The following is an 18,598-nucleotide window of genomic DNA, read 5'->3' as shown; positions in this document are numbered from 1 at the left end:
GCGGGAGTGACGGGCGTGGGGGCCGCCTGGTGGGGGAGGGCACACCGCGCCGGGCGCCCGCTCGCAACCCGACCGATGACCACAGCACGTCGCTTGGAAGACGCGCCCCGTCGATGACGCACGGACGACAGACAGTCGCCGGCGGGACCGCGTTCCCCCACCAGGGCCGAGACGCGGCGGAGTGCTCAGCCCCCGGTCGCTGCCAGCGCGGAGCACGACGAACACCGTCGTGGTCAGGCCCGGAACGCGCATCTCGAGACACGCGATTCCGGGACCTGGGGCGGTGAAGTCACTCGCCTAGCCAAGCGGCCGAGAACACCGCTGCCACCGAGGGGCGGACTGCGTACGTCGCGCCGACACTCCCCTCGGGGGCCGCCCACCAGTAGAACGGCAACCGCCGCCCACTATTGCCGTGTCCCTTGCTCATCCCGGACAGCACGCCTGCCACGCGCCGAGCAGGATCGGCCTCGTTGGGCCCGCCCAGGGCCTTGTCCACGAGCTCGGTGCAGTGGATCCTCCGGCCAGGGTTGCGCAGCAGATACTCCAACACCAGCCGCGCCTGGGGCGCGATCTCCGCCATGAACACCGCGGCGCGCTCCAAGTCCTCCGGGCCCCATTCCGGCGTACCGTAGTGCCCCTCTTCACCGGAGTGCTCAGCCCATCGCGGATCAACCTCAGCCAGGTACTCCGTCATACCGCCCCCAAGTGCGTCCTCGAGCCTCATCGCTCCGCCCTTCCAAACCCAGCCTCGGCCTGCCGCGCTCCTGGGTCGGCCTCGCATCCAGGCCCGTCGGCCGGTATGCGGGGCATACGCACCGTACAGAACTGAGGGACCGTACGCGGGATCATGCCATCCACCTGGCACCACGCCTCACCCGCTATCCCGCACCAACTCGTAAGACGCCCGGCAGCACACCGTCGCTCGCGCTGCCGGATTGGGCGCCTGGCACTGGTGAAGTTGAGTACGAGAGCTCAGGCCCGGCCGGATTCCGCCTTGCAGGATGGAGATCCTGATCATTGAGACCGGGAGACCACATGCTCAGCCGCCTCGCCCACACCTTGATGCCGGCCGTCGGCCGACTCACGGTGACCACCGATCCCGGGACCGTCCTCGCACCGGGCAGCATCATCGCCGCCAACCACACCTCGTTCGCCGACCCCGCCGTCGTCCTCGCGGCGCTGCACCGCCTCGACGCCGAGCCGGTCGTCATGGCAGCCGCGGGACTGTGGCGTATACCCGTGCTGGGCCGCGCACTCGCCCGTGAGGGTCACATCCCCGTGCACCGCCGTGACCGGCGCGCCGCCCGTTGCCTCGACCTCGCCGCGGCCGCCTTGGACGAGGGCCGGCTGGTGCTCATCTACGGTGAGGGCGGACTGCCGACGCGCAAGGATGCCGCCGAGAGCGCGCCCAGCGCCTTCCGCACCGGCCTGGCACGGCTTGCCGAGCGCACCGGTGCACCCGTCGTCCCTGTCGGCCAGGCGGGAGCCCGCCGGATCACCTCGGGGAACGCCGTCAAGCAGATGGCGGGCCTCGCGACGGCGCCGCTGCGCCGGCCGGCTCTGCACGTCCACATCGGGACACCGATCCTCCTCGGCGGCGACGGAGCCAAGGGCACGGAAGAAGCACACAGCGCGGTCACTGCTGCCTGGCGGACCGCCGCCGCCAGGCTGGGCGAGCCCTCCGCTCCTGCCTTGTCGCGCTGATCACCGCGCCGACCCGCGCTGCTACGGAGCTACGCAACGCGACGTCTGGACCCGAGAGCCGCCACCTGGGACGCCCCGCGAAGACGCGGACCCGCGGCGTGCGAGGCGTGGATGGCACAGCCGACTCCCGGGTATCCCGGCTGTGACCTGCGCGTGAAGAGGGAGTCATGGCAGATTCAAGCAAAACGGCGGTCCTGGCCACTGCGGCCGAGCCGCTGTCGATCGCGACGACTGCGGTCAAGGCCGCAGAGACCGCACCCGCCCGGTCCCCGACGGTGCTCCGGCCCCTGGGCGGCGAGAGCGCCGTCGATCTGCTCACCCGGGACGCGGAGCGGGTGCGCATCACCGACAGGGACGCCCGGCGGAAGCTCAGCGAGGTCGCCGCGGACCTCACCGGGCGGCACTGATGAGCGCCGCGGACACCGGGGACCACGGGGTGTCCTGCCGGATCGACTCGGTCGAGGTGCACGCCTTCGAACTGCCGACCGACGGCCCGGACGGCAAGGAGGAGGACGGGACCCTGGAGTGGGACTCCACCACCATGGTCCTGGTGCGGGTGCACGCAGGCGGCCGTACGGGCCTCGGTTACACCTACGGTGATGTGTCGGTCGCCTCCTTCATCGAGTCCCAACTCGCGGACGTCGTGCGCGGCCGGAGCGCCGCCTCGCCCCCGAGGCTCTGGGAACTGATGGGCCGCCAGATCCGCAACGCCGGCCGCCCCGGAGCCGGCGCCATGGCGGTGTCCGCCGTGGACGTGGCTCTGTGGGACCTCAAAGCGCGGCTGCTCGACCTGCCGCTGATCCATCTCCTCCCGTCCTGCCACGACCGGGTACCGGTCTACGGCAGCGGAGGTTTCACGAACTACTCCCTGGACCGTCTCACCGATCAGCTCGGCGGCTGGGTCGAGCAGGGCATCCCGCGCGTCAAGTTGAAGACGTCCCGCAACCCCGAGCGCGACCCGCAGCGTCTCGGCGCTGTCCGCAAGGCCATCGGCGACGAGCCGGAGGTTTTCACCGACGCCAACGGGGCGCTGGGTCGCAAGCAGGCGCTGTACTGGGCGCGCCGGTTCCACGAGGAGTGGGACGTGCGGCGGTTCGAGGAGCCCGTCAGCTCGGCCGACCTGGAGGGCCTGCGCATGCTGTGCGAGCGGGGCCCCGAGCGGCTGGAGATCGCGGCGGGCGAGTACGCGTACACCATCCGGGACTTCGTCAACCTCGTGCAGGGCCGGGCCGTGGACTGTCTGCAGGCCGACGTGACCCGCTGCGGAGGCATCACGGGCCTACTGGAGACGGCCGGCCTGTCCGCCGCCCACCACCTGGACCTCTCCGCCCACTGCGCACCGGCCGTTTCGGCCCACGCCTTCTGCGCCGTGCGCCGGCCGCGGCACCTGGAGTACTTCCACGACCACGTGCGGTTCGAGCGCCTGCTGTTCGACGGCACGCTCTCCCCCGACGGCGGCGCCCTGCGGCCCGACCCCGGCCGGCCCGGCCTCGGCCTGGAGATCAAATGGCCGGACGCCGAGCGCTGCCGCGTCCACGGCACACCGACGTCGTAGCCCTTCCCGTAACCTCGCTCGCTCCCGTGGGCGCGCCAAGCCCCGCGTCAACGGGAGCGCGGCTCGGATCGCGCCATTCTCCCTCTGCCGTGTGATCGCATGACTGCCCAGCGGTGGCCGTCGTGACCAGCCGGCAGCCGGACACCGCACAATCGGTCCGGCCCCTGACCGCTTCGGCGACCGACCCGATTGCCGGGGAACGTTTTGGCTCCGCGCTGCCTCCTGGCATTCCGAAGCGGACCTTCAGGAGACCCGCCGAAGGCGAGAGGTGTTCCCCATGGCATCGAGCACGACGTCGGTGACGGCCGCGATCGATAGACCGCTCCCGCACGCTGAAGGAGCGAAGCACAGCTGGCCGGAGGTGCTTGGCATCCGGATGCACATCGCCGAGTACGGGACAGGCGACCCGGTCCTGCTGCTGCACGGCTTCCCGCAGCACTGGTTCGCCTGGCACCGGGTCGCCGTCCAGTCGGCCGCGGGACACCGACTGATCTGCCCTGACATGCGGGGCTTCGGTTAGTCGCAGCAGACCCGGCGCGGCTACGACATCGACGGCTTGGCCGACGACATGCTCGCGCTGCTGGACGTGCTCGGGCTCGACCGCGTGCATCTGGTGGGGCACGACTGGGGTGCTCACGTCGGCTTCCGGCTGTGCCCGCGGGCACCGGGGCGGTTGAGCGGCTACCTGGCGCTCAACATGGCGCACCCGTGGGCCCGGCACCGGGCCATCATGCCGAACCTGTGACGGCAGTGGTACACCGCCTTCATCGAGTATCCGGTGGTCGGCCGCGCCGTGCTGCGCCACTGGCCGGCGTTCACCCGCTTCCTGCTGCGTCACCAGGTCGCCGACCGGTCGCTCTGGCAGGCCGGTGAGCTCGCGGAGTTCAGCGCCGCGGCACAGGGCGGCGCGCATGCCGGGCAGGCCCTGTTCTGCCAGTACGTGATCCGGGAGATACCGGCGTTGCTGCGCGGCATGTGGCGCGAGCAGCGGCTGACCGTTCCGACCGTGTTGCTGGGAGGTGAGCGGGACAACGTGATGCCGCCGTCCATGCTGGCCGGCGGCAAGGGCCACGCGGACGATCTCACGGTGCGGATCGTGCCGGGCGTCGGCCACTTCCTGCCTCGGGAGAGTCCCCACGCGGTCGCCGAAGCGATGAAGGAGCTGTTCGCTACGGGGCGTTGAACGACTTCGGGCGCAAGGACGCCCGCTGTGCGACCTTCCGGATGAAGGATCGTCTGCGGCGGACCACGAGAGCGTACGCCCACCGAAGCGGCCGCAGGGCGGCGGGACGCGCGGCGCCGAGCACGGCGAAGCGCGTGCCGTCGCCTTCCGGTGTGGCAACCATGCCTCCCACGACGAATCGTGACTGCATCGGACACCACACCAGCCGGGAGCCAGCAGCACCTCGAAGCCGCTGCGGCAGCCCAAGGGACCCACCACCAGGGCGCGTTTGCGGTCGGCGTCCCTGCGGATCGCGCAGTCCCCGCATCCCGACGAAGACCGCGGTGAGCGCCTCATGGACGGCATCCTCGCAATCCGACAGGGCGATCGGCCGGCACAGCCGGGTCACATACGGCGTCACCACGGTCAGCCCCTCGTCCATCGCCAACGCCTCACCTGCCCACGCGGCCCGCACCAGTGCGGACAACTTCGTGGTGAGCGCATGACATGAAGGTCGCCCTGCCGGCCGCTGCGGACGACATAGAGCCCCGCGCCGCGAACCTCCGCTCCAAAAGTAACCGCCTTGACAGGTGACGCAACTCTTGGGAACCTGACGTCACCAGTCAGAGCGGTTACGCACCGGTGAGGGCACCCCATGACAGTCGTACGGTTCGCACTCGTCTCCCGGCTCGGCCAGAAGGAGGTGCTGGAGGTGCTGACCGACTTCACGCCCGCCCGCGCCGAGACCTGGCCCAGCATCGACGCCGAGCACTTCGAGGTCCACGAGCTGGGCGCCACATGGGCGGAGGTCACCGAGGGGACCGCCACCGCCTGGGAGCGGGCGCGCTACGAGTGGGACCCGAGCGGTGACACCGTCACCGTCACCACCCTCGACTCCAAGCTCTTCGGAGCCGGTGGCGGCTGGGTCTTCAAGATGACCCCGGAGGGCGACGGGACGCGCGTCGAGGTCGAGCTGACGCGGCAGCCGAGCACGCTCAAGGGCAAGATGCTCGCCTCCCTGCTCCCCCTGGTCGCGCCGTCGTCCCTGCGCAAGTCCTTCGCGGGCCCCCTTGCGGCTGGGCTACCCTGTCGGTGACGTCGACCGTGGGTCGGCGTCTGCCGTGCATCGAGGACGAGGAGTCGTAGACGTGGCGGGTGACGACGACATCTCGGGGTGAGACCCGGGTCTGACGGCCACCGGCCGGCGCTCAGGAGCGCTGCCGCCGAGGTGGTCCGTTTCGTCGTACCACTTTTCCCACGTCTGCCCGGGGCAGAGGTCTGCGCTCTGCCCTCAACCCGTTCGAGGTCACGTTCATGTCCGACGTCGCGTCCATCGTCTGCTCGAGCCTGTCTTTCGCCTGGCCCGATGACACCCCGGTCCTCCAGGACCTGTCCTTCGCCCTGCCCGCCGGGCGCACGGGTCTGGTCGCCCCCAACGGCTCCGGCAAGAGCACCCTGCTCAAGCTGATCGCCGGTGACCTCCGTCCCACCAGCGGCTCGTTGGCGGTCAATGGCACACTGGGCCACCTCCCGCAGAGCCTCCCCCTGACCGGTGACCTCACGGTCGCCGAAGTGCTCGGCGTCGCCGCGGTGATCCGCGCCCTGGACGCCGTCGAGTCCGGCGACGTCAGCGATGAGCACTTCACGGCCATCGGCGACGACTGGGACATCGAGGAGCGCACCCGCGCCCAACTCGACCGCCTGGGCCTGGCCGACCTCACCCTGGACCGCTCTCTGAGCACGCTCAGCGGCGGACAGGTCGTATCCCTCGGTCTCGCCGCCCAGTTGCTACGGCGGCCCGACGTTCTCCTGCTCGACGAGCCCACCAACAACCTCGACCTCCAGGCCCGCCGCAAGCTCTACGACGTGCTGTCGGACTTCACCGGCTGCCTGCTGCTGGTCAGCCACGACCGGGCCCTGCTCGACCGCATGGACCGTATCGCCGAGCTGAACAGCGACGAACTGCGCTTCTACGGCGGGAACTTCACCGCCTACGAGGAGACCGTGCGCGCCGAGCAGGAAGCCGCGGCGAAGAACGTCCGCAACGCCGAGCAAGAACTCAAGCGCGAGAAACGGGAGATGCAGCAGGCCCGCGAGCGCGCCGAGCGCCGCGCGAGCAACGCCGCCCGCAATCTCAAGAACGCCGGTCTGCCCCGTATCTTCGCCGGCAACATGAAGCGCGGCGCGCAGGAGTCGGCGGGCCGCGCCGGCCAGACGCACGCGGCCCGCGTCGGCGAGGCGAAGGCCCGGCTCGACGAAGCCGGACGCGCGCTGCGCGAGGAGCAGCGCCTCGCCCTCGACCTGCCGGACACCCAAGTCCCCGCCGGGCGCACCCTCTTCCTCGGTGAGAAGATGCGTGTTCGTCTCGGGGACCACGACGTGTTCGTTCCGGACGGCGTGGAGTTGAGCATCCGAGGGCCTGAGCGGATCGCGCTGACCGGTCCCAACGGTGCCGGGAAGAGCACCCTGATGCGCCTGGTCACCGGCGATCTCGTCCCGGACGCCGGGGAGATCCGGCGCAACGACGGCCGGATCGCCTACCTCTCGCAGCGTCTGGACCTGCTGGAGCTGGACCGCACGGTTGCGGAGAACTTCGCCGCTTTCGCGCCGGAGCGAGGTGAGGCGGAGCGGATGAACCTGCTCGCCCGGTTCCTCTTCCGGGGTGCGCGCGCCCACCTGCCGGTCGGGGTGCTGTCCGGCGGCGAGCGGCTGCGGGCCACCTTGGCCTGCGTGCTGTGCGCCGAACCGGCTCCCCACCTGCTGCTGCTCGACGAACCGACCAACAACCTCGACCTCATCAGCGCGGGCCAGCTGGAAAGCGCGCTCAATTCCTACCGGGGCGCGTTCATGGTGGTCAGCCATGACGAGCGGTTCCTCGCCGAGATCGGGGTGAGCCGCTGGCTGCGGCTGGCCGACGGCGCGTTGGAGGAGACGGGAGCGCCCGTCGTGTGAGCCGCCGGTGAGAGCGGTGGCCCGCGTCCGAGGCTCCGTGCCCGGCGGGCCCCTCACCCATCGCCGATCACCCACACGTCGGACGGTTTCCCGTGCCCCAGCCCACACGTCCCCAGCCCGCGCTGCTCGCCCACGACCTCGTCCGTGACCTGGGCGGCCGCCGCGTCCTCGACGGCATCTCCCTGACCGCCTCCCCCGGACATCGGATCGGCCTGATCGGGGAGAACGGCGTCGGCAAGACCACCCTGCTGCGGGTGCTCGCCGGCGTGGACGAACCCGACGCCGGCAGCGTCACCCGCCCGCCCGACCTCGGCCTCCTCCGCCAGGAGATGCCGTACGACAGTGGCACCACCATCGCCGCCGTACTGGACGAGGCACTGCGCGAGGCCCGGGAGGACCTCGAGGAACTGGACCGCCTCGGCGAGGGACTCGCCCGCGTCCCGGCCGACGATCCCCGCCACCAGGCCCTCCTCGACGCCTACGGCAAGCGCCTGGAGCGGGCCCAGGACCGGGAGTCCTGGGATGCCGACCGTCGCGCGTCCCTGGTCCTGGAGAGCCTTGGTCTGGGAGCGTTCGGACACGACCGCACGCTCGGTTCGCTCTCCGGCGGGCAGCGCGGCCGACTGGCCCTGGCCGCCCTTCTCGTACGGCGGCCGTCGGCACTGCTGCTGGACGAGCCGACCAACCATCTCGACGACGGCGCCGCCGCATTCGTGGAGGAGCAGCTGCGGGATCTGCCCGGAACGGTGGTCGTCGCCAGCCACGACCGGGCGTTCCTGGACGCCGTGTGCACCGATCTGATCGACCTCGATCCGGCGGTGGACGGCCCGGTCCGCTACGGAGGCGGCTACAGCGCCTATCTGTCCCTGAAGCGCGCCGAGCGGGGGCGCTGGGAGCGGCGGTACGCCGAGGAGCAGGAGGAGCTGGCGGCACTGCGGCAATCCGCCGGCGTCACCGCGCACCGGGTGGCGCCGGACCGGGGCCGTACCGACAACGAGAAGATGGGCTACGGCCACCGAGCGGGCCGGGTGCAGCAGCAGATCTCCCGCCGGGTCCGCGACGCCACCCGGCGGCTGGCGGAACTTGAGCGCGCCAAGGTCCCCGAGCCGCCCCGCCCACTGCGGTTCGCGGCGGCCGGGGACCTGGCCGCGCCCAGCGAGGAGCACGCGCCTCGGCTGGTGCCGCTGGTCTCGTTGCGGCACGTACGGGTGCCGGGGCGGCTCGCGCTGGAGGACCTGAAGGTGTCGGCGACGGACCGGTTGCTGATCACCGGCGGTAACGGGGCTGGCAAGTCCACGCTGCTCGCGGTGCTCGCGGGACTTCTCGCGGCCGAGGGTGAGGTGCGGCGGCGTGGCGGGCTGACGGTGGGGCTGCTGGCCCAGGAGACGGTGTTCGAGCGGGGCGAGCGTACGGTCCGGGACACGTATGAGCTGGCGCTGGGCCCGGCGCGGGCGGAGAAGGTACCGCTCAACTCCCTGGGTCTGTTGCATGAGGCCGACCTGGACAAACCCGTGGGACACCTGTCCGTGGGCCGGCGTCGGCGGCTGGCGCTGGCGCTGCTGGCGGCCCGGCCGCCCCAGTTGCTGCTGCTCGACGAGCCGACCAATCACCTCTCCCCCCGCCTGTGCGACGAGCTGGAGGAGGCGCTGGGCACCGGCCCGGGAGCGATCGTGGTGGCCAGCCATGACCGCTGGCTGCGCAGGAGGTGGCAGGGACGGGAGATCCGGCTGGGGGCAGGACGGGAGGTGTAGTCGACGCCGGGGCAGGCGGTCCGGCAGGACAGGGGCAGCGCGAGGACACGGCATCGTCCCAGGTCAGTGAGGAACACCTGCCGAGGCGGTGACGGATGTTGCACGGCCGGGCAGTCACCCGTCAAGATGGTGATGTGAACCTTGACCATGTCTTCGTATGCGGAAATCCGGCCCTCGACTTCGCGGCCACCCTCCGCGCCCGACGCTCGACCCGGTTCGAGATGTTCGCGACGCCGGAGCGGCTCAACGCCTGGTACGTGGAGTCCGGTCTGGTCGACACGATCACGCCCGCCGGAGAGGACGACGTCCAGGAGGCGACCACGGTCCGCGAGGCCATCTACCACCTCGTCACCGGCAGGCGTCTCGGCGAGGAGTTCGACCGGGAGGCTCTCGCCGTGCTCAACAGCGCCGCGCGCAAGACGCCCGCGACTCCGCAGCTGACCCTGGGCGGCCGGCACACGGAGGCGACCCCCGAGCAGGCTCTCGCCACCGTCGCCCGCCAGGCCGTCGAACTGCTCAGCGGCCCGGACGTCCCCCTGCTGAAGGAGTGCGGCAACCCCGAGTGCACCCGGGTCTACATCGACCGCTCCCGGGGCATGCGGCGCCAGTGGTGCGGCATGGAGTCCTGCGGCAACAAGATCAAGGCGGCGGCGTACCGGGCACGCAAGAGGACGGCCCCCGCGGCGGCTTCGCGCTGATCTCGCACGCGGTCGACGTGGCTGGCACGCGCGGTGATCCGGTGGTCCCGGCGCGGCCGGGAGGGTCGGCGGCCGCACCGCGATCGGCGTTCGCGGGCGACCTTGGAGTACGGACACGCCCGCCGCTCCGGCCCTCTCCCGGACGTCGACAACGGCGGTGCAGCCGACTGCCGTGACCGGTCGCCCCGGCTGGTGCGTACGGTTCTCTGTCGCCGGCCGTTCGCCCGGCCGGTCACCGTCAGACGGTGATGGTCTTGTACTCGGTGTACGTGCCGAGGCCGACCGCCCCGTACTCGCGGCCGATGCCGCTCGCCTTGAAGCCACCGAACGGGCCGTCGAAGGCGACTGAGGCGCCGTTGACGGTGACGGTGCCGGTGCGGACGCGGCGGGCGACGGCCAGCGCGTGTTCCTCGTCGGCGGACCAGACTCCGCCGGAGAGGCCGTACTCGGAGTCGTTGGCGATACGCACGGCATCGTCCTCGTCGTCGTAGGCGATGACCACCAGGACCGGGCCGAAGATCTCCTCCTGCGCGATCCGCATGGAGTTGTCGACGTCCGCGAAGACGGTGGGCGTGACGTAGTTGCCCTTCTCCAGGCCCTCCGGGACCTGCGGGCCACCGGTGACCAGGCGGGCACCCTCCTCGATGCCCAGCCGGATATAGCCGCGGACCCGCTCCTGCTGGTCGGGGCGGATCATCGGGCCGATGAAGGTGTCGGGGTCAGCCGGGTCGCCGACCTTCAGCGACTCCACCATGTCCTTCAGCCCGGCCACGACCTCCTCGTAGCGGCTGCGCGGGGCCAGGATCCGGGTCTGGGCGATGCAGGACTCGCCATTGTTGAGCAGGGAGCCGAACTTGAGGCCCGCGACGGCCTTCTCGACGTCGGCGTCAGGGAGGATGATCGCGGCGGACTTGCCACCCAACTCCAGACTGACCCGCTTGAGCTGCTCGCCGGCGATCGCGGCGATACGGCGTCCGGCCCGCGTTGAGCCGGTGAACGCGATCTTGTCGACCTCCCGGTGCGACACCAGGTATTCGCTGGTCTCCCGGTCCGCGGGCAGAACGCTGATCACACCCTCGGGCAGACCCACCCGTTCCAGCAGCTCGGCGAGAAAGCCCATGCTCAGCGAGTTCTCCGGGGACACCTTCAGGACCACGGAGTTACCGGCGAGCAGGGCAGGAATGATCTTCGAAGTGGCCGAGGAGAAAGGCGAGTTCCACGGAATGACCGCGGCCACGACACCGACCGGCTCACGGCGCACCACACTGCGCACCGGGGACGCGGGGTCGGAGGGCGCGAGCGTCTCCTCCCAACCGAACTCCTCCGCCGCCTTCAGATAGGCGTTCGCCTGCCGCGTGAGGCCGGGCTGCCCAGCTCGGGTGAACCACTCGGCCGAGCCGTTCTCCAGCGAGATCAGGTGCGCGATCCTCTCCGCGTTCTCCTCGCGGAGGGCGTTGAACTGCCGGAGCACCGCGATTCGCCGGGTCGCAGAGGTCTGCCGCCACTCGCCCGACTCGAAGGACTCCCGCGCCGCGTCGAGCGCACGGTCGACGTCGGCCGGCTGCGCCTGGGCGGCACGGCCGACAACGGACCGGTCGTGCGGCGAGGCGATGTCGAGCAGCTCGGGGTCGCTGGGCTTGACCCAGAAGCCTGCGATGAAGAGCCGGTCGTAGATGATCACGTGCTTCTCCTCAGGTGCTTTCGATTGGCTCGCTCGGCGTATGAGCGACAAATGAACTGTCACATCAACGTAGCACTTCTTATGCTTAGCTGCACATAAGCGTGCCCCTGGCGGGCACCTTCCTGCACACGAGAGGTACCTTTCTAGAGTGAGGGCTGATGCGGTGCGCAGGGCGAAAACGTCACCCCTTTGACAGGTGACGCGGGCCGTGCAAGGGTCATCAGGGCAAGGGCAGCCAGGTCACACACCGCGGACAGGGCGGCCACGTTTCCCAGGCTCGGCCGCGTCGGATCAGGTCGATTCAAGTCACCGGAATCGCATGACGGAAGGCTTTTCATGATCAACAGGCGCACCTTCAGCAAGGCCGTCGGTCTGGGCACCGGCGCGGCCGCGGTCTCGCTGTCCGGCATGCAGGCCGGCGCATCCGCCGCGGGCGCCACGCGACAGGCGGGAGGCGCTTCCGGACCCATCGTCCCGACCATCACTGCCGGCACCCAGGCCGAGTTCGGCACGATCAAGCAGGTCAAAGCGGGCCTGCTCGACATCGGCTACGCGGAGGTCGGCCCCGCCCACGGCCCGGTCGTCGTCTGCCTGCACGGCTGGCCGTACGACATCCACAGCTACGTCGACGTCGCCCCGCTCCTGGCCGACCGGGGGTACCGCGTCATCGTCCCTTACCTGCGCGGCCACGGCAGCACCCGCTTCCTGTCCCGCCACACTCCCCGCACCGCCGAGCAGTCCGCCGTCGCGCTGGACATCATCGCCCTGATGGACGCACTCAAGATCGAAAAGGCCGTCCTCGCCGGGTTCGACTGGGGCTCACGCACCGCCGACATCATCGCCGCGCTGTGGCCCGAGCGCGTCAAGTCCCTCGTATCGACAAGCGGTTACGTGATCACGAAGGTCAGCGCTCAGCTCGAGCCCGCGCCCCCGGCCGTGGAGCACAACTGGTGGTACCAGTGGTACTTCGCCACCGACCGCGGCAAGAAGGCCATGGAGAACGTCGAGCAACGCATCGCGCTGTGCCGCTATGTGTGGACCCTCGTCTCCCCCAACTGGGACTTCGACGACGCCACCTTCGAACGCACCGCCCAGGCCTTCAAGAACCCCGACTACGCCGCCATCGTCCTCTTCAACTACAACTGGCGCATCGGCTTGGTGGAGGGTGAGCGCCGCTACGACCGCTACGAGAAGCAGCTCGCGGCCCAGCCTCCCATCGCCGTGCCCACCATCACCCTCGACCCTGCCCTGGACCCCTTCACGCCACCCGGCGACGGCTCCACCTACCGCGACCACTTCACCGGCCCCTACGAGCACCGCACCATCGCGAACATCGGCCACAACCTCCCCCAGGAAGCGCCGACCGTCTTCGCCCAGGCCGTGGTCGACGCCGACCGCCTCTGAGATTCGGCGGAGGGGCTACCCCTCCAGCACCACAGCCGTCACCTGTCTCTTACATGTAGCACTTCTCATCTAGGGCTCCACTCCACAGAGGCGCTACGTGTCCCAGACTGCACAGTCGGCCACTACACTCGGGGCGGTGAGAGCCGACGCAGCGCGCAATCTGGAAGCCGTCCTGACCACGGGAGCTCGCATGCTCGCTGCCGACCCCGGCGCAAGCATCGCGAGCATCGCCGGCGAGGCAGGCGTGGACCGACGCACCGTCTACCGCCGCTTCGCCTCCCGCGAAGACCTCCTGGCCGCCATCTACGAATCCCGCCTCACGGCCATCGAGCGCGCCATCGAAGACGCCCGGCTCCGCGAAGCCCCCGTCGCCGTGGCCCTGCACCGTTACGTCGAGAACATCGTCGCCGTCAACCGCACCTGGCCGGTCGACCTCACCCGCATGCTCGCCGACGACGACGTCCGCGCCCGCCGCGACGCCTCGGCGCGCGAAGTCGACACCTTCCTCCGACGCGCCACGAACGAAGGCCTCCTGCGCCCCGACCTCCCCGAGGGCTGGGCCGGCGCACTCCTCCCCCAACTGATGCACCTCGTCTCCCGACAGTTTCCCCGACTGAGCGCGGGCCAGGCGGCGGACGTCGTCGTCGACACCTTGCTGAACGGGCTCGGGACACCCTGACCCACCGACGTACCGGTTGGCGCTTCCCCGGCGGACGGCGAGGCCGAACGGAGTCACTGCCGTCGCACCGCCCGGTGCGCCGGCGTACCGGGAGTCGGCTCCTCCCGCAGCCAGTGGCCGCCCGTGCTCCAGCCCAGCAGACGGCGGCCGGCGCCGTCGTCCACCTGCCCGCCGAACAGGACCTGGCGGAGGCCGGTGAGGGCGGGCGTGAGCCGTCCGGCGATGTGCCACGGCTGCTGCGCGCACATCTCGCCGATGCCGGCCAGGGTGCCTCGCTGCTGGTCCGTCGGGCACAGGGACAGGTAGAACACCATCTGCCGCCAGGCGTAGGCGGCGTCCTTGATGGTGCCGAGCGGCCGCGGGTTGTGGTGGACACGTCCGGTCAACCGGCACACCGTGGCGAAGGAGCGCTGGACCAGGTCGTCCCAGCCCGTGCCGGGATCGATGCCGACCCTGTGAACCAGGGTGGCCAGGTTGTGGGTGGTGAGGATCTGCGCCTGCTCGATCACCGTGCCGTTCCCCGCGACCCAGGAGCCGGACCGCCCCGAGCCCGGCGCGAATTCCGCCGCCCGCTGCCGGCACAGCGCGGCGAACCCGGCGGACGTACGGGCCCTCTGCGACCGGAGGGACGACTCGGCCGCCTCGACGACGGCGAGGTTGCGTACCGCCGCGTAGTCGATGGCGTAGTACCGCTCGTACAGCGAGCCGCCGCCGAGGAGTTCTGCCGCGACCCGTGCGGCGGTGAGGAACTTCGGAGCGAACGTGCCCATGAAGATGTCGGCCGCGAGTTCCTCCACCAGGGGCGCGCCCAGCTCTGCCTGGCGGGCCAGCACCGCCAGCTCACGGATCAGCGGGTTGGGCAGGATCGTCCCCGGGAAGGCGCGCACCGCGAGTCCGCCGAGCTGCCGCAATGCCTCGACCGCGGCCTCTTCCGTGCCGGAGCCGGCCCGCTGGGCAGCCACGGCTCGTACCCAGGGCAGTTCCTCGATGCGGACCTGCCGCTGGAGGTCGAACAGCAGCAGGGAACGGCGGTTGCGGAAGGCCTGGTAGTGGGCGGTGGCCAGCGACCGGAGGGCCGGGTCGCGGTGAGCCTCGGCGGTGGTGGCGGCGACGACCTGTGGGACCAGTTCGGCCAGGACCTCCGCCGACGGTACGACGCCTCGCTCCACAAGAGTGCCGACGGGTGCACTGAGCGCCGCCTCCACGGGCCGGCGCACGGCGGCGGGGACGACGGCGCCCGCGGGCACACCCGTCTGGTGCGCCTCCCGTTCGCTCACCGGGGCCAGCACGGACTCCACCTCGGCGACCCCGGCGTGCCGCGGCAGGTCGGACAGGCGACCCAGCACGACCCCGGCCAGCGCGTGGTGCGAGGGCAGCGCGGCATGGGCGGCCTGCCGCCGGCGCAGGGTGGTGTGCTCGGCGGAGCCGGGCAGCCCGCGCTTGCGGACCATGGCGGCGACGGCGTGCCGCAGCAGCCCGAGCCGCCGCGGCGCGAGCTCCCGTGCGCCGACGGTCTCCTCCAGCGCGCCGCGCAGAATGCCCAGGTTCTCCTGGGGCCTCAGATGCTTGGTGCAGTACGTGTGGCGCCGGGCGAGTTCGCGGTAGCGGTGCAGCAGCGCGGCGGAGCGCTCGTGCCAGGGGTCGGCGAGGCCGGGAACGTGTACGCGTCCCTGTTCGTCGGTCGCTTCCAGCCAGTGCGCCAGCAGTTCGTCGCCGAAGGGCTGCCAGACGGCAAGCGCCTCTCGCTGCGTCTCGACGGCCGTGTTGGGGCGGCGTGCGGCGAGCGCCGCGCGGGCGTCGGCGACGGTGTTTCGGTGTACGGCGTCGGGGCGGGGTGCGGGCCGGTCGGCCGGCCGCGGGCCGAATCGGAGCCGGTCGGCGAACGGCGCGAGTTCCTCCACCAGGTCGAGCGCGGCGGCCGGCTCCCCGGCCCGGGCCAGCCAGGCGACGGTGAGCAGTGCGGCCTCCTCGGGAACGGTCACCTCGTAGCGACCGCTGTCGAGCAGGCCGTGGAGCTGCGCGAGCCCGTCGTCGGACAGGAAGTACGCGAACAGCGCCCGCCGGTTCTCGGGCACACCGGCGCGCCGCGCGGTGGCGATCTCGTGGTCGAGCAGCGGTCCGCCCGCGCTCGGCTCGCCGGTGGCGAAGCCGCCCCGGACCACCTCGGGCGTGACCCACGCGGGCAGGCCGGCGACGGGCGCACGGGAACCGATCGTCAGCAGGCCGTTCGCCATGCCGTCCAGCACCGCACGCCACCTGCGCCCACGTTCCGCGCCGCGCCGGCGGGTCTCCGGGTCCGGGTGTGCGGCGGCCGTGCGGAACGCGGCGGCCAGCTGACCGGCCGCGTAGCCGGGGTTCGCCTGGGCAAGGTGCTGCTGCTCAGCGTCGTCGTTCATAGCCGACGTGGCGGGTCCCGCCCCCGCGCCCTCCGGGTCTCAAGCCCGGTGCTCTGCTGCTGAGCTACACGTCGATGAGCCGACAGTAGGCGGCGAAGGTCCGCCCCCACAAAGTGTTTTCGCCATCCGGCGCCGTCATGCCTGGCGATGGCCGCACACCCTGATGCCCCGTCAGGGACGTGTCCGGGTCGCGTTAGGGGAAGTCACCGATGTGGCCGGTGGGACGCGGCGGCACGCTGATGACATGTCGAAATCCCCCGCCGCTCACAGCGGTCCCTCATTCCTCCGCCGCCTCGCCGCTCCCGTCACCGCTGCCGCTCTCCTGGCGGGCGTGGCCGGGGTCTGGGCCTCGGGCGCCGCCTACGCCGCGCCCGCGGCCGGCACCCAGTCCGCCACTGACTACGCCGACTGCCCGGCGCTTCCCGAGGGCGTGGACCCGGCACGTTGGAGATGCGAAGTGCACACGGCCACGCCGCAGCTGACCATGGGCAAGATCACGCTGACGCTCGCACCGATCACCATGACGCACGCCGAAGGCCCCCTGCCGGACGGCACCGACGGAGGGGTGTGGGGCGCGATGCACAGCGCGCCCACCGCCGTACCAGGCGGCCTGACCGGCACCCCGGCCGGTGCGCACGCCCCGATCACGGCCCTGTCGATACAGCCGGAGTACGGCGGACGCTCGGACTTCTACACCGGCCGGCTCAGCCTACGGTTCCGGCTGCGGAGCCCGCTGCTGCCGCAGAGCTGCGCCATCGGAGCGAGCGAGCCGGTCGACTTCCAGGTGAAGCGCTCGGGACCCTCGAAGTGGGTCTCCCAGGACCCCCCGGTGATCGAATTCTCGGCGTACGACGACACCTTCGCCGCCCCCGCGCCCGAACACTGCGGACCGCTGACCGGCTTCCTCGGCAGACGCCTCGGCCTGCCGGCGGCCACCGGCAACCTGATGGCCTACGACGCTTCTTACACCTTCAAGACGTACGACCAGCTTCCGTAGGCATCCGTCCCGGCGCGCCCGATCGCCTCAGCGACGGGTCGGATCCGCTGATGACCGGCGGCAACGGCACCACGGCGCGGTCAGCGCTGGACGCGAGACGGCGGCGAGGGGGCCGGCCGGTCGGTTGTGCCTTCACGCCCGCGAGGCGGGCCAGGCTTCTGGCAGTGGCGCGCAGCCGGACGTGGCGGCTGGGACAGGGCGGCCCAGGGCGAAGTGGGCGGCGTCCGATCGGGGTTGTGTGGGCCGGGCCGGGAGTCGGGGCGTCCCCGGTGGGGAGCATGGCCAGGGCTGGGCCGCCTGCCGCGGTAGGACCCGTCCACGGCCGGATGGTCAGCGTGTGTCAGATGGGCGTCAGGGGGGTGTCAGGGGTGCCTGGCAGTGTTGTGGATGTGAACGGGCCGCCCGAAAGGACGGACCGGGAACGAGGAGAGGTGCCCGGAGTGGTTGATCGGGGACCAGCGAGCACAGCTCACGGTCGGGCCCCTTGGGGCCCACGCAGGTTCGAATCCTGCCCTCTCCGCCAGAACACCCCACGCACGCACAGCAGACCCACCGGCTGTCTCCCCTCCCCTGCCCGGTGGTCTCACCTTGTTCATCGATACCCGCCAACTGCACGTCGGCGTGCCGGGACCCGACCGCGCCGTAACGCAGAGCGGCTTGTGAAGCCTCGTTCCTGATGAGAAGCCCCGATGGCCATGTGCAGCAGATCCGGCCCCCTATTACGGAAGCCGGGTCGGCTGCACGTGTCACGGGTGCTCTCCAGCGGGTCGGGTACGGGACCTGCCGCCGCGAGCGGCCGGGGCGGCACACGGTCCGGCCCGCGACACGGGACGACCGGGCGGTGGAGGCGGCCGCCCGCTAGCGCTTCAGCGCGTGCAGGCACAGGCTCGTGACGCCGTCCTCGCTGTACTCCGGGTCGGCGGCGTAGTCCCGGGACGCGCAGGGGCCGTCCGTCGGGTCGACGACGCGGTACTGCGCCTCAGGGGAGCCGCAGCCGACCGGCCTGAGGCTCTGCTCGGGCCAGGGGGCATCGTTGCGGGCGCACGAGCCGGCGGTCAGGGTCGGGTGGCCGTCGCCGCCGTCCGGCCCCGCCAGCATGCCGACCAGCATGAGCAGCGGCACGGCGAGCACAACGAGGCCGAGCAGGCCCAGCGGGACGAGGGCCAGGATACCGGCCGGCCGCCGGAACACCGGCTTGCCCGGGTCCAACGGGGGCCGCCACCCGGGCGTGACCGGCCCGGGGATGCGCCGGATGCCGGACAGGGCACTGAGGTTGGCCAGCAGCACGAAGGGGGTGATGAGCACCGACAGCGGGCCCCACCAGCCCATCACCATCGTGTCCGCCTGCATGTCCCTGAAGGACGCCAGCGCGCAGGTGCGGCAGAACGCCCCCTGGCGCCGCAGGAACCGCATGACGACCACCATGCCCTGGTGGCCCCGGACCGTCACCGGCGCGGCAGGCGCGGCCCCGCACACCTGGCAGGCGGCCGCGAGCGGGTAGGGCCCGGGAGCCTGCGGGTACGGCACCGGTGCCGGGGCGTACGGTCCCGGCGCCTGCGTGTAGGGCCCCGCAGGCGGCTGGTACGGCCCCGGCGTCTGCGGGTGGGCGGGGTGCGGGG

General features: G+C 71.5%; 16 protein-coding genes, 1 tRNA gene and 2 pseudogenes. 13 read left to right on the top strand and 6 right to left on the bottom strand.

From position 1 onward, the window contains the following. Positions 1-289: 289 nt before the first annotated feature. On the bottom strand, positions 290-694 hold the full coding sequence (locus tag V7E45_RS27870) for a DUF6416 domain-containing protein (RefSeq protein ID WP_333776961.1): 405 nt from the start codon (positions 692-694) through the stop codon (positions 290-292). A 341-nt stretch (positions 695-1,035) separates the two neighbouring features. On the opposite strand from V7E45_RS27870, the gene V7E45_RS27865 reads away from it, so the two are divergent. From V7E45_RS27865 to V7E45_RS27845, 5 genes and pseudogenes are all read left to right on the top strand, one after another. Next, complete coding sequence (locus V7E45_RS27865) at positions 1,036-1,704, top strand: lysophospholipid acyltransferase family protein (protein WP_333776960.1); 669 nt, start codon at positions 1,036-1,038, stop codon at positions 1,702-1,704. 167 nt (positions 1,705-1,871) lie between these two features. Then, positions 1,872-2,111: a hypothetical protein gene (locus V7E45_RS27860; RefSeq protein ID WP_333776959.1), complete on the top strand. Its 240-nt coding sequence runs from the start codon at positions 1,872-1,874 to the stop codon at positions 2,109-2,111. Then, complete coding sequence (locus V7E45_RS27855) at positions 2,111-3,259, top strand: enolase C-terminal domain-like protein (RefSeq protein ID WP_333776958.1); 1,149 nt, start codon at positions 2,111-2,113, stop codon at positions 3,257-3,259. The genes V7E45_RS27860 and V7E45_RS27855 overlap by 1 nt, the downstream gene beginning before the upstream one ends. 277 nt (positions 3,260-3,536) lie before the next feature. Continuing rightward, positions 3,537-4,004 (top strand): annotated as a pseudogene (locus tag V7E45_RS27850) (alpha/beta fold hydrolase). Positions 4,005-4,037: 33 nt separating this feature from the next. Further along, positions 4,038-4,442, top strand: a complete 405-nt coding sequence (locus V7E45_RS27845; RefSeq protein WP_333776957.1) for an alpha/beta fold hydrolase — start codon at positions 4,038-4,040, stop codon at positions 4,440-4,442. Here V7E45_RS27845 and V7E45_RS27840 read toward each other — a convergent pair. Next, positions 4,429-4,869, bottom strand: a complete 441-nt coding sequence (locus tag V7E45_RS27840; RefSeq protein ID WP_333776956.1) for a hypothetical protein — start codon at positions 4,867-4,869, stop codon at positions 4,429-4,431. The two genes, V7E45_RS27845 and V7E45_RS27840, sit on opposite strands and share 14 nt — an antisense overlap. Before the next feature lie 207 nt (positions 4,870-5,076). Here V7E45_RS27840 and V7E45_RS27835 point away from each other — a divergent pair, with 207 nt between their 5' ends. The 4 genes from V7E45_RS27835 (at position 5,077) to V7E45_RS27820 (ending at position 9,822) form a co-directional block, all read left to right on the top strand. Beyond that, complete coding sequence (locus tag V7E45_RS27835; protein WP_333776955.1) at positions 5,077-5,517, top strand: hypothetical protein; 441 nt, start codon at positions 5,077-5,079, stop codon at positions 5,515-5,517. Positions 5,518-5,735: 218 nt separating this feature from the next. After that, entirely contained in the window at positions 5,736-7,373 is a 1,638-nt protein-coding gene (gene abc-f, locus V7E45_RS27830) for a ribosomal protection-like ABC-F family protein (RefSeq protein WP_333776954.1), read from the top strand. A gap of 92 nt (positions 7,374-7,465) precedes the next feature. Beyond that, complete coding sequence (locus tag V7E45_RS27825; protein ID WP_333776953.1) at positions 7,466-9,124, top strand: ABC-F family ATP-binding cassette domain-containing protein; 1,659 nt, start codon at positions 7,466-7,468, stop codon at positions 9,122-9,124. 134 nt (positions 9,125-9,258) lie between these two features. Continuing rightward, on the top strand, positions 9,259-9,822 hold the full coding sequence (locus tag V7E45_RS27820; RefSeq protein WP_333776952.1) for a CGNR zinc finger domain-containing protein: 564 nt from the start codon (positions 9,259-9,261) through the stop codon (positions 9,820-9,822). Between the two features lie 238 nt (positions 9,823-10,060). On the opposite strand, the gene V7E45_RS27815 is transcribed toward V7E45_RS27820, so the two are convergent. Continuing rightward, positions 10,061-11,503, bottom strand: a complete 1,443-nt coding sequence (locus tag V7E45_RS27815) for an aldehyde dehydrogenase (RefSeq protein WP_333776951.1) — start codon at positions 11,501-11,503, stop codon at positions 10,061-10,063. 336 nt (positions 11,504-11,839) lie between these two features. Between V7E45_RS27815 and V7E45_RS27810 the strand changes: the two genes are divergently transcribed. Further along, the gene (locus tag V7E45_RS27810) at positions 11,840-12,907 is read left to right on the top strand and encodes an alpha/beta fold hydrolase (protein ID WP_333776949.1); all 1,068 of its coding nucleotides are present in this window, start codon (positions 11,840-11,842) and stop codon (positions 12,905-12,907) included. A gap of 190 nt (positions 12,908-13,097) precedes the next feature. Further along, on the top strand, positions 13,098-13,586 hold the full coding sequence (locus V7E45_RS27805; RefSeq protein ID WP_333776962.1) for a TetR/AcrR family transcriptional regulator: 489 nt from the start codon (positions 13,098-13,100) through the stop codon (positions 13,584-13,586). A gap of 53 nt (positions 13,587-13,639) precedes the next feature. Here V7E45_RS27805 and V7E45_RS27800 read toward each other — a convergent pair whose 3' ends face one another. Together V7E45_RS27800 and V7E45_RS27795 are read right to left on the bottom strand one after the other, a co-directional pair. Then, the gene (locus V7E45_RS27800; protein ID WP_333776948.1) at positions 13,640-15,982 is read right to left on the bottom strand and encodes a hypothetical protein; all 2,343 of its coding nucleotides are present in this window, start codon (positions 15,980-15,982) and stop codon (positions 13,640-13,642) included. 2 nt (positions 15,983-15,984) lie between these two features. Next, positions 15,985-16,056: transfer RNA gene (locus V7E45_RS27795), tRNA-Ser, on the bottom strand. 170 nt (positions 16,057-16,226) lie between these two features. On the opposite strand from V7E45_RS27795, the gene V7E45_RS27790 reads away from it, so the two are divergent. Both V7E45_RS27790 and V7E45_RS27785 read left to right on the top strand, forming a co-directional pair. Further along, complete coding sequence (locus tag V7E45_RS27790; RefSeq protein ID WP_333776947.1) at positions 16,227-16,979, top strand: hypothetical protein; 753 nt, start codon at positions 16,227-16,229, stop codon at positions 16,977-16,979. Between the two features lie 425 nt (positions 16,980-17,404). Further along, positions 17,405-17,502 (top strand): annotated as a pseudogene (locus V7E45_RS27785). A 335-nt stretch (positions 17,503-17,837) separates the two neighbouring features. On the opposite strand, the gene V7E45_RS27780 reads toward V7E45_RS27785, so the two are convergent. Beyond that, positions 17,838-18,598 (bottom strand): LppU/SCO3897 family protein (locus V7E45_RS27780; RefSeq protein WP_333776946.1); only part of this gene is annotated, 761 nt, incomplete at its 5' end.

It is taken from the genome of Streptomyces sp. IBSBF 3136 (assembly GCF_036815105.1).
In the GTDB taxonomy this organism is placed as follows: Bacteria; Actinomycetota; Actinomycetes; order Streptomycetales; family Streptomycetaceae; genus Streptomyces.
The sequence above is the reverse complement of the archived record's forward strand: the minus strand, read 5'-3'. Positions and strand labels throughout refer to the sequence as shown.